Origin of the sequence: Weissella kandleri (assembly GCF_045504165.1) — a bacterium.
GTDB lineage: Bacteria > Bacillota > Bacilli > Lactobacillales > Lactobacillaceae > Weissella > Weissella kandleri_A.
Map to the genome: position 1 here is coordinate 103,585 of NZ_JBJJNY010000004.1, position 11,585 is coordinate 115,169.

The 11,585-nt window shown below is 34.6% G+C and carries 9 protein-coding genes; 3 read left to right on the forward strand and 6 right to left on the reverse strand.

The annotated features are described in order from the left end of the window. The first annotated feature begins 197 nt into the window (after window positions 1-197). A complete protein-coding gene (locus ACJQWY_RS03485; protein ID WP_407076367.1) occupies window positions 198-959 on the forward strand; it encodes a (S)-acetoin forming diacetyl reductase in 762 nt (253 codons plus the stop codon). Between the two features lie 159 nt (window positions 960-1,118). Here the strand turns inward: ACJQWY_RS03485 and ACJQWY_RS03490 are convergent, their stop codons facing one another. The 6 genes from ACJQWY_RS03490 to ACJQWY_RS03515 form a co-directional block, all read right to left on the reverse strand. Next, window positions 1,119-1,868, reverse strand: a complete 750-nt coding sequence (locus ACJQWY_RS03490; protein WP_407076368.1) for a sulfite exporter TauE/SafE family protein — start codon at window positions 1,866-1,868, stop codon at window positions 1,119-1,121. A gap of 47 nt (window positions 1,869-1,915) precedes the next feature. Beyond that, a complete protein-coding gene (locus ACJQWY_RS03495) occupies window positions 1,916-2,797 on the reverse strand; it encodes an aldose 1-epimerase family protein (protein ID WP_407076369.1) in 882 nt (293 codons plus the stop codon). Between the two features lie 85 nt (window positions 2,798-2,882). Further along, on the reverse strand, window positions 2,883-4,511 hold the full coding sequence (locus ACJQWY_RS03500) for a mannitol dehydrogenase family protein (protein WP_407076370.1): 1,629 nt from the start codon (window positions 4,509-4,511) through the stop codon (window positions 2,883-2,885). Window positions 4,512-4,538: 27 nt separating this feature from the next. Beyond that, the gene (gene uxaC / locus ACJQWY_RS03505) at window positions 4,539-5,939 is read right to left on the reverse strand and encodes a glucuronate isomerase (RefSeq protein WP_407076371.1); all 1,401 of its coding nucleotides are present in this window, start codon (window positions 5,937-5,939) and stop codon (window positions 4,539-4,541) included. Window positions 5,940-5,971: 32 nt separating this feature from the next. Beyond that, window positions 5,972-7,510: an MFS transporter gene (locus ACJQWY_RS03510; RefSeq protein ID WP_407076372.1), complete on the reverse strand. Its 1,539-nt coding sequence runs from the start codon at window positions 7,508-7,510 to the stop codon at window positions 5,972-5,974. Window positions 7,511-7,717: 207 nt separating this feature from the next. After that, window positions 7,718-8,386, reverse strand: coding sequence for a GntR family transcriptional regulator (locus ACJQWY_RS03515; RefSeq protein ID WP_407076373.1), 669 nt, complete (start codon window positions 8,384-8,386; stop codon window positions 7,718-7,720). A 281-nt stretch (window positions 8,387-8,667) separates the two neighbouring features. On the opposite strand from ACJQWY_RS03515, the gene gntK reads away from it, so the two are divergent. Continuing rightward, window positions 8,668-10,206 (forward strand): gluconokinase, encoded by a 1,539-nt coding sequence (gene gntK / locus ACJQWY_RS03520; RefSeq protein WP_407076374.1) that lies wholly within the window; start codon window positions 8,668-8,670, stop codon window positions 10,204-10,206. Between the two features lie 30 nt (window positions 10,207-10,236). Beyond that, a complete protein-coding gene (locus ACJQWY_RS03525) occupies window positions 10,237-11,247 on the forward strand; it encodes a D-isomer specific 2-hydroxyacid dehydrogenase family protein (protein WP_407076375.1) in 1,011 nt (336 codons plus the stop codon). The last annotated feature ends 338 nt before the right edge of the window (window positions 11,248-11,585 follow it).

Consider the following 11,585-nt stretch of genomic DNA (forward strand, 5'->3'; position numbering starts at 1 on the left):
AACTTGATATTACTAATAACGTTTTGTCGTTCAATTTTTGTTCATTTTCGTTGAATTCAGCCTTGCATTTTCAACAAAATATCACGTATTGTTTAAAACCGTTTTCATTATTGCTATTGCTAGCTTATCATTAAAAATGGTAGTAGAATAGAGGTGTAGTCATGTTAATGTTTTATCAATGCAAAAGGAGCAAAATTATGTCAAAAGTTGCTATTGTTACTGGAGCTGCCCAAGGAATTGGTCTAGCTATTGCTACGCGTCTATATCAAGATAATTTTAAAGTTTCATTAGTCGATCATAATATTGAAAAAGCTCAAACCGCTGCTAATAATTTAGGTGATAATGCGATTGCCTTACAAGCTGACGTTTCTAAACGGGAAGATGTCTTTAACGCAGTTCAAAACACTGTCGACCACTTTGGCGATTTAACGGTACTCGTTAACAATGCTGGCTTAGGCCCAACTACCCCCATTGATACCATTACAGAAGAACAATTTAAAAACGTTTATGGTGTCAATGTAGGTGGTGTCTTATGGGGAACACAAGCTGCTCATCAAGCTTTTAAGCAACTAGGCCATGGGGGTAAAATTATTAATGCTACCTCGCAAGCTGGAGTAGTTGGTAATCCTGAATTAGCTTTGTACTCTGGTACAAAATTTGCGGTACGTGGAATCACGCAGGTAACGGCTCGTGATTTGGCAGAAGAAGACATCACAGTGAATGCTTATGCACCCGGAATTGTCAAAACCCCTATGATGTTTGATATTGCGCACGAAGTTGGACAAAATGCTGGTAAAGATGATGATTGGGGAATGCAACAATTTGCTAAAGACATCGCCATGAAACGTTTGTCTGAACCAGAGGACGTTGCTAATGTCGTCGCCTTTCTAGCTGGACCAGATTCAAACTACATTACTGGTCAGACAATTATTGTTGACGGTGGTATGCAGTTCCATTAATAATATTTCTATCGTTTATTGTATACATTTACAAAATTATTAATATATATGTCTATTCATGCAATGGTGCTGGAAATTTTCCAACATCATTTTTATTTTAAAGAAAATAAAAATTCTCCCTTTGATATATTTCAAATCAAAAAGAGAATTTTATATTAATTACTTATTTTGTATAAATAAATATACTGATAATCCTAACGCACATATAGCAATGAAAATTTTTAACTTACGGTCTGGAAATAACAAAATTATTTTAGGACCTATATAACCACCGATAAACATTCCTATACCTAAATATATTACGGTTGACCAATCAATCGAAACTGCCGACTGATATATTATAAAAGATAATACATTAGTAGCTAATGTGCTTACATTTTTAATGGCATTAATTTCTACAAATGGTAAATTCAAAATCATTAACAAAATTGATACCAACATCAATCCCGAACCCGATCCGAAATATCCAATATAAGTCCCTATCAAAATGCCAACTATTAACAATAATAAATAATTTACTTTAGTTTTTTCGAATGCTAAACTCGTTTTTTTAGATGAGTAAATTGATATAAATAATAACATCGCCGATAATAAAATAAAATAAGGTACTAGATGCTCAAAATTGTCCTTTGGTAATTTTAGTAATAGGTAGCTTCCAAATATTCCTCCTAATAATGCGGATAAAATCACTACACTAGCTACTTTTATATTCTTTTTTATTAAGTCATACGATGAGAAAAATGAACCCGCTCCTGAAAAAACCAATGAGCCAGTACTTAGAATATTAGCCATCACCGGAGGATATCCTAAAAAAATTAATACTGGATATGAGACAATGGATGCCATTCCTGCCACTGACGCAAAAATTCCAGAAATAATTCCAGTCAGAACTAAAATTCCAATCAACATTTTCATACCTTCTTATTTCATAATCATCGTTTATTTTTATCAATATGTTATTTAAACTCAATTGAATAGGTCAACATTTTATTTTCATTTGGCTCAAGAACAACATTTGCTTCCTTACCTAACAAATCACTCATTTTATTATCTATATCTGGTAATCCTTGGAATGGTTCTATACACAAGAAGGGCGCATTTGCACCTTCTTTAGTCCACAAGCAAAGATACCTAAAGTCTTTAATATTCATTTTAATTTGATGTTGTGATTTATCAGAACACAAAATAATATGATCTAAACCTTGATTTTCAATAATAACAAGCCCCGCTTCAAACATTTCATGATTTAAATTAATCGTACCGTTAGAATAATTTTTTAATTGTAGCAAATTGCCGGTTCGGTAAGGATACGGATTTTTAATAATCTCATATTGATTTAACTCATCAAGCTTTGGCGTAAACAACAATTGATAATCTTCAAACCTACCCACTCCATCAATAGGAACATTAAAGGCTGGATGGGCCCCCAAAGAAAAACTAAATGTTTTTTGATCAAGATTATTTACATTAAAACTAACGCTCAAATGTCCACCCTGTAGCTCATACTGAACTTGTAAGCTAAACTTAAACGGAAACGACTTTTCTGTTTCTGAATTATTGTCTAATTCAAACAATACCTTATTGTTTTCATGTTTAATTACATCAAATTTTTGTCCTTGTGCAAATCCATGTTGATCCATGGGATACTCATCCCCATCATACATATATTTGTCTTGAACTGACCTACCAATCGAAGGGAATAGAATAGGAGCATGCTTCGGCCACAGGCTATCATTCCAAATATAATCAAAATTACCATTTTTGTTCCAAATATGAGTAATTTCTGCACCTAATTCGTTAATTTCCACCCGTAATTGATCGTTCTCAATAGTTAGCATATTTCACCTCATCACTATCTAAAAAAAACAAACCTAATGTCTATTTTGATTTAAAATCATTACACTAGATTTGTTTTCACTATCATTAATACTTCTTACTGAACTCTTCTAAAGTACTCTTGATGCTTCCTTTACCTTCAATTAACGATAAGAAATATCGTTCAATTTTATCCATCAACGGCGTGTCAACAAGATTAACACCAAAGATTGATTCATTAGCTAAAATCTCTTGCAAAGATTGATGTACAACTTCACGATTAGGTGAACCAAATTCTATATTAGACAACATTGACTGCATTTGATCTTTTAATGGATCTGGACTTAGCTCCAAAGACTGGCCATCATCATCCACAGCTAACAAATATCGAAGCCACCCAGCAATAATTAATGGTATTGCTTCTAACTGATTAATATCCAAAACATCTGATTTTAGATAATTATTAATTGTCACACCATAACGTACTGAAATTTTTTGGGAAGTATCTGTGGCAATTCGTTGTGGACGATCTGGTACATTCTTATTTGGTAATCGCTTTTGAATAAGTTGATCAATAAATGTCTTAGGATTAATAACTCCTGGGTCAACAACCACCGGAAGATCTTCACCATAACCCAGACGTTTTACTAGACTTAGAAGTAACGGATTATTAATTGCTTCAGCAATGGTATCTATTTTGAGCAAACTTCCATAAATAGCCAACGCTGTATGCAATGGATTCAAAAGAGCCGTAACTTTCATCTGATCAACATTATTAACCGTATCTCGATCAGTTAAAATTACACCTGCCTTAGTCAAATCCGGACGACCATTTGGGAAGTCATCTTCAATAACCAAGTAATGAACTTCTTCAGTATTTCCAAAAGGTGCAATATTTGTATGCTTATGGGTATGCAAAATATCATTATCTTCAAACCCATCTTCTTTTAACTTTTGAGCAACCACTTCTGATGGATTAGGTGTAATTCGATCAATCATCGTCCATGGGAAACTTACTTTTCCAGACTCAAACAAATAATCCAAGAAATCAGCCTCAACGATATTATTAGCTACCCATCCTTTTGCAATTACACGAACTGCCTCTTCCAATTTTTTACCATTTTCAGAGAAATTGTCTGTACTTACCATTGCAATAGGCGCGGAACCATTCTTAAATCGTTCAAATAATAGATGTGTAATGGCTCCTATATTAGTTTTAGCATTGTCTGGACCATTTTTAATGTCATCTTTTGCCATATCATTAATCGTTCCATCAATATTGGCAATAGAGTATCCTTTTTCAGTAATAGACATCGTCACAAATTGTAATGAAGGATTTTTAAAAATATTTGTTAATTTATCCCAACCTTGGTCATTCTCCTGATTAAAATAAATGCTATCCGCAACACTACCAATCAACTCTTTATCAAAACTATCATCGCTCTTCATTACAACACTTAAAAAGCGATTATTATATGGATGGTAAATTTTTTCAATAACTTCGTCATCATATGTCTCAGCTACAATCACTCCACTCATCATCAATCCTTGATTAATTAGATCTTGAGCGATTTTTGCATGAAAACTACGAAATAGATTCCCACCTCCGAAATGAACCCAAATGGGATTCACTTCAGCATTTTGTACAATTTCATCTTGATTATATTGTGGAACTACAATTCCCGCTTTTTCAAATATCACTCGATTATTTTTATAATCATCAGTAACCTTAACCATTTTAATTCCCCTCAGATCTTTCAATTATCATTCAAAAAAACCGAAATAAGATTGCGCATTTTGATAACTAATGTTTTGTGCCATCTCACCTAAACGATCCATATCCTCTGGAACTCTTCCTTGCTCGCTCAGTTTACCCAAATAATTAGCCAAAACACGTCGGAAATATTCATGACGCGTGTAAGATAGGAAGCTTCGTGAGTCCGTTAACATTCCAACAAAATTACTTAACAAACTTTGCGAAGCAAAAACTTCCAACTGACGGGTCATACCATCAGCAGTATCATTAAACCACCAACCAGCACCTAATTGTAATTGTTGGACACCATGTGTTTGGAAGCTTCCCATCATTGTAGCTAATTGCATCCAATCATTTTGATTTAACGAGTAGAAAATCGTCTTAGGGATACGATCATCTTTTGATGCTTGCTTATATAACTTGGTTAGTTCTTGCACCATATCTGGTTGCGTACCCATACTATCAAATCCTGTATCAGGACCAAGCTTTTCAAACATTGGCACATTAATAGAACGATTAACATTTACATGCAATTGCATGGTCCAATCATGATTCTTATTCATCGTCATTAATTCTAATAAAAGCATTGTCAAGTATTGATCAACTTCATTTTCCGACAATTCATCATTCTTAATAGCCTTAGTTACAATTTGATTCAATTTATCAGAATCTGCCATCTTAAAATGATATGTTGATAGCGAATGATCTGAAATTTTGCCACCAATTGAATTAAAGAAATCATACCGCATCTTTAAGGCTTCAATAATTCCTTCAAAACTGTTAATTTCAAATCCTACGACTTGTGACAGCTTTTCTAGATATGATCCAAATCCCTCTGCATTAATATTTGTTAAATTATCAGGTCGAAGAGCTGGCAAAACCTTAAACCGGTCTTCTTCTTTTGCTAATAATTTGTGATATTTCAAATCAGATGCAGGGTCATCAGTTGTCGCAACCAATTCAACCTTTGAATTGCTAATTAATGATCGTGGTGAAAAAGCATCTTCTTGCAACTTTGCATTAGCTTGGTCCCAAATTTCCTTAGAGTTAGCGTGATTAATTTCTAAATCAATTCCAAAGAACCGCTTCAATTCTAGATGCGTCCATTCGTAGATTGGATTACCAAATGCTGATTCCAGCATCGTAGCAAATGCATCAAACTTTTCAAAATCATCACCGTCCCCAGTAATTAATTCTTCGGGCACTCCATTAGCACGCATAAGACGCCATTTATAATGATCTCCACCTAGCCAAGCTTGTGTAATATTTGCATATTTTTTGTCTTCGTAGATTTCTTGCGGATCAAGATGACAATGGAAATCAATAATTGGCAAATTTTCAATATAATTATGAAAAATATCTTTAGCAGCATTATTCTCTAACAAAAAATTTTCATCAAGTAATTTCATTTGTATGCCTCCACAAAATTTAATCGACAATTCTAAATTTGCACGTCATCGGGCCACAAAGTTGCATATTCATGACCCGTCAATTCTTCAACGACTTTTTGTGTCTCAGGATCAACATCATCCTTTGACCCACCTGCCTCAAGACGATTAATTTCTGCCTTCAAGACCGCATGTGTCTTTTTATTTAACTTAAGCGTCAAAGATTCAATTAAAGCCACCACTAGCAATACAGTTGGTCCCACTAAGAAAATCCATGTAATCGCGTTACGCACACCAAGGGAAGGATGTAAATTACCTGCGGTATATCCAACTGCCTGCAAAAGAGCTCCCGCCACATATGTTGCTAACGCTCCTGTTGATTTACGGAAAAATGTCATAACGGCTGCATAAGTTCCAGCCTTATCTTCGCGCGTGATTATATGATCAACATCTGGAATAAATGGGAATACGTTCCATGGAGTAAATTCCAAAATTCCACGACCCATTTGATAAATAGCTGTAATAACCATCAAAATAACAATTGGATTGCTAATATGCATAAAGTAAACTACAGCATAGCCAATCATAGCAACAATAATACTGAAGTAAGAAAGTTGATAAAGGTACTTAGGACCTTTAGTAATCATTAAGCGCGCAGCTAATAAAGTAGATAAAATACCAAATGCAGCAAATGCATTTAATACCCAAGGAATATTATCCTTTAATCCAAGCGCCACGATAATAAACGTTGGTAATAATGTTGCATAGAAATCCTTTCCAGTAAATGAAAACAGATAAATAACCAAATGTTTCCGGAATGATGCATTACGGAATGTTGTGGCATAATCATGTACAGTTTGTAATAAGAATTGTCCTAAGGTCAAACGTGGACGAGAATCAAGTTCCTTAACGAATTCTTCTGTTAAAGGACGCTCCCATGTTGAACGATAAGAAATAAAGATGGCAACTACGAACATAATTGTCCAAAAAACACCAGCCAACAAATAAGCATTTTTCTTTGCTTCCGCAGATGGCAAAGATTGTAAGAACGCCAGGATAAAGAACACTAAAGTAGTACCAGTTGCTGAGATAAACATGCGCGATCCTGATAAAATAGTTCGCTTATTATAGTCGTCGGTCATCTCTGTCGGCAAAGTTTCCCAAGGAATTAAAATCATTCCTACGAAAATTTCAGTAAGTGAATAAACAATCAAATAGTAAATAAAATCGTGCCCTGGTCCGAAGATAGCCGTTGCTGGAATCCAAAAACTCATAAATGAAATGGCAAATCCAATCATTCCAACAAACATCCAAAAATGTCGTCGTCCAAAACGTTTTCCAAGTTTTGTTTTATAGAATCCATCAGTAATCGCACCGAAAAGTAATGAAAAAATTGCATCCACAATTCGTGCAATTCCAGTAATGGCTCCGGCCATAGCTGGATCTAAACCAACCGAAAGTGTCAGGTAAGCAAAAATAACACCGGAAACAATATTATTCCAACCACCTCCCATCAAATCGGTTAGTCCATATTCAATCCCCCGTTTTACATTAATATCCTTAGGGGTATATACCCAATTAGTCTGTTCCATATCCAAACTCCTATATAAATAGATTAAAGCAATAAGTTAAAATGAAAGCGCTTTCTGTTTGTACGAGACTAATATATCACATAACCTAAAAAATTGATATATTAATTTTAAATATTCATTTATCTCTTAACCATAATCACTAAATAGGGCAATTAAAAAAGGCTATGATGTTAGTAAAAACAGCCATAGCCTTTTAATTTAAATTTATTATTCGAAATAATCCGAATACTCCGCAATCACATCGTCTTTCTCTTTTAGCATCAATTCTTCATGCGTATGAATTAATTCAATTAATTGGTCTGTATCTTTCGCCTTAATGGCATCTAAAATACGCTGATGTGCTTGCGTCAATAAATCCCACGATAACGTTAACACTTTTAACCGTAACCACCTAAACCGAATCAAATGTTTCGTGAAATCTTCCACCCACTCCCATATTTGTAAATGATCAGTAATTTCATAAACTTTGCGATGAAACATTTCGTCCTGCTTGAAGAAAAGGTCAAATTGCGTTGTACCTTCCAACTCTCTTCCGGCGTCTATCAACTTTTGTAATTCATTGATATCCTCTTCCGTAACCATCTCAATACTCTGAGCGAAAATTTGCTGTTCAATCGTTCTTCGCGCATACATTCCTTGCTCCGCCATAGACAAATTTATTTTTGAAACATATGTTCCGGACTGGGGAACCGTTCTTATTAACCCATCATTGCGTAACTTTAACAATGCTTCTCGTATTGGTGTTCTACTAACCCCTAATTCTACTATTAAATTCTTCTCGTTGATCTTCTCTCCGGGCTTAAATTCCAAAGTCATAATTCGGTGAAAAATATCACGATATGCATCGTACTGTAACGTTGACATATTGTCTTGCATAATTCTTCCTCAATTTTAAATTTATATTCTCTTTATAATACCATAAATTAAGTGGATCAAGCCTGATTCTAAGGTATTTATTTCATAGCTTTATTTTAAATAAAATTGATGATTTAGAGTCAAAAACTATCCCCAAATTTTTTAAGCATCCTACTTACTAAATATGTAAAATACAATATTGCAAAGAAATCGAAAACATTATTTGACAGCGCTTACAAAAATACATATAATAATCTTGTGAAATACTAATATATCAATATAAGCTATTAAAGGAGCTTCTTATGGCAAGTTACATTGGAGTAGACATTGGTACCACCAGTACTAAAACAATTATTTATAGTGAAAATGCAGAAATTTTAGGTACGGCTACTGAATATTATCCTCTTATCACAGATCGACCTGACAAAGCTGAAGAAAATCCAGATACAATTTTTCAAGCAGTTTTAACAAGTATCAAAAAAGTTGTTCTACAAATAAATCCCAAAGATCACCCCATTAAAGCTGTTTCTTTTTCAGTTCAACAACATAGTTTAATGGCGGTAGACAAAAATGGTGAACCCCTAACTAATATCCTTACATGGGCAGATAATCGCTCTGAAAAAATTGTTGCTAATCTTAAAAAGCAACATCCAGAATTTGCTAAGACATTATTTCAACGCACAGGTGTCCCTACACACCCCATGGCTCCAATTTTTAAACTAGTTTGGTTAAGAGAAACCACTCCAGAAATTTTCAAAAAAACCGCTTATTGGCTTGGTATCAAGGAATATATTTTTTATAAGTTATTCAATCGTTATATTACTGACTATTCTGTAGCATCCTCTACCGGATTCTTAAACCTTAATGACTTAGACTGGGATGAAGAAGCGACTAAGTTTGCGGGGATTTCACCTGCGCAATTACCAAAACTTACAAGTAGCACCGACTTTATTACTGGTATAAATCCCGAATATGCAAAGCAAATGGGGCTACCTGAAGATATTAAATTTGTCTTAGGCGCTTCAGATGGTGTTCTATCCAATATCGGAGTAGGTGCAACTGAGGAGGGAACTTTAGCTGTTACCATCGGAACGTCTGCAGCTATCCGTTCATTAGTTGATAAACCTCTTATTGATGAAAAAGGACGTGTATATTGCTATCCCATTTTACCAAATAAAAAGTGGATTGTTGGTGGACCTATTAATAATGGTGGTGTTATCTTCCGTTGGGTTAGAGATTACTTATTTAACGATTTAAATAAAGAAAAAATGGAAAATGACCCTTATGATTTCTTAACTGACTTAGCATCAACCGTCCCTGCAGGAGCTAATGGCTTACTATTTCTACCATATTTTGAAGGTGAGCGCGCCCCAATTTGGGATGCTAATGCTCGCGGTACATTTTTCGGATTAACTGAATCTCATACACGTGCAGACATGGTCAGAGCCGTACTTGAAGGTATTATTTTTAATATTTATTCAGTTATGCTAACTATGCGTGAAGTTACAGGGGAACCGAAGACAATTATGGCCACTGGTGGTTTTTCACGTTCTAAAGTCTGGTGTCAAATGATGGCTGATATATTTGAGACACCCGTAAATGTGCCAGTAGCATTTGAATCCGGAACATTAGCCGCCATGTTCTTAGCTAAAATGGCATTGGGTGAGGCTAAAGATTTATCAGAAATCAATCAATATATTGGAAAAGTTACAACGTATACGCCAAATCCTAATAACTTCGCTCGATATAGGGCTATGATGAAAATCTTTATTAACGTCACTCGTGACCTTTCAGATGATTTCTCATCAATTGCCGATTTTCAACGAGAATTTTTAAATTAAAAATATATATTAAATAAACTGGAGAATATTATGACAGATTATAAAATTGCATTAGTAAATTCAAACAGTTTTGGTCAGGTTTATCCTGAGCATATCCAACGACTTGAAAAAATTGGAACCGTTCAACGTTTCATGGTAGATCAACAGATTCCTGGTAAAGAGTTGGCTAAATTATTACATGGCTTCAATATTATTATTGCGAGCGTTACCCCTAACTTCACTCGTGAATTTTTTGAGAATAAAGACGATCTATTTCTATTATCACGTCATGGAATCGGCTATAATAACGTAGACGTAACTGCTGCTCGGGAACATGGTACATTGGTCACCTTAGTATCTCAATTAGTCGAACGAGATGCCGTGGCCGAAAATGCATTTACCAATTTACTCGCTGTAACTCGTCGTACCGTGGCTGCAGATGCAGCTACCCATAAAGGTGATTGGTCTAATCGTGCGCAATTTCAAGGAACAAATTTCACAGGAAAAACTTTTGGGGTCATTGGTTGTGGAAATATCGGAAGTCGTGTAGCTGAATTATTCCTTTATGCATTTAATGGTCGCGTCTTAGTTGCTGATCCAGAACCACATGCGGCTGATGGATGGTTTGAAAAAAATCCGAAAATTGAGCACGTTTCACTAGATACCTTACTTAAGGAGTCAGATTTTATCTCTTTAAATGCATCATTAAATGATACCTCAAAAGAAATTATCAACGATAATTCCATTAAACAAATGAAAGATGGCGTATATATCACAAATGCTGCACGTGGTGCTCTTATTAATGAACAAGCTGTACTCAATGCTATTGAATCAGGTAAAATTGCTGGATACGGTACCGATACCATGATTGATGAACCCGTTAATAAAAATCATCCATTTTTAAAGAATGATCATATCATCGTCACCCCGCATACATCTGCTTATACCAACGATTGTCTGCATGCTATGGGCGAAAAATGTGTCAGCGATGTTGAAAATTTCATTAATAAAAAACCATTAGTTCGTGAAATCACCTTAACTGATGAACTCAAAAACCTATAGAACAATAATGTATTAAATAATAACTAACGCAAATAAATAATTTTGGTAGTATTGAGTCCGTATGTCTCAACACTACCATTTTTTTAACTAAAATACTTACCTAAATTAATAGTCAAGCATTAACTTCACTCTTATTCCTAAAAAAAATGAAGTTCATTTTTACCCCAATATCATCAGTTGTTAAAGAATCCCAAATGATTGTGTAAAGCCAAAAAAGACACAGCTAAAATTATAGCTATGTCTTCATTTAATATTAATTATTTGAATCACTAGGAACTAAAGGCTTACTTCTTAACATCCATAGCGTGTCCACCAAAGCCATTACGCAATGCTGAAAC

Coding starts and splice junctions, on each gene's coding strand:
- ACJQWY_RS03485 (WP_407076367.1), top strand. CDS start 198: ATGTCAAAAGTTGCTATTGTTACTGGAGCTGCCCAAGGAATTGGTCTA.
- ACJQWY_RS03490 (WP_407076368.1), bottom strand. CDS start 1,868: ATGTTGATTGGAATTTTAGTTCTGACTGGAATTATTTCTGGAATTTTT.
- ACJQWY_RS03495 (WP_407076369.1), bottom strand. CDS start 2,797: ATGCTAACTATTGAGAACGATCAATTACGGGTGGAAATTAACGAATTA.
- ACJQWY_RS03500 (WP_407076370.1), bottom strand. CDS start 4,511: ATGGTTAAGGTTACTGATGATTATAAAAATAATCGAGTGATATTTGAA.
- uxaC (WP_407076371.1), bottom strand. CDS start 5,939: ATGAAATTACTTGATGAAAATTTTTTGTTAGAGAATAATGCTGCTAAA.
- ACJQWY_RS03510 (WP_407076372.1), bottom strand. CDS start 7,510: ATGGAACAGACTAATTGGGTATATACCCCTAAGGATATTAATGTAAAA.
- ACJQWY_RS03515 (WP_407076373.1), bottom strand. CDS start 8,386: ATGCAAGACAATATGTCAACGTTACAGTACGATGCATATCGTGATATT.
- gntK (WP_407076374.1), top strand. CDS start 8,668: ATGGCAAGTTACATTGGAGTAGACATTGGTACCACCAGTACTAAAACA.
- ACJQWY_RS03525 (WP_407076375.1), top strand. CDS start 10,237: ATGACAGATTATAAAATTGCATTAGTAAATTCAAACAGTTTTGGTCAG.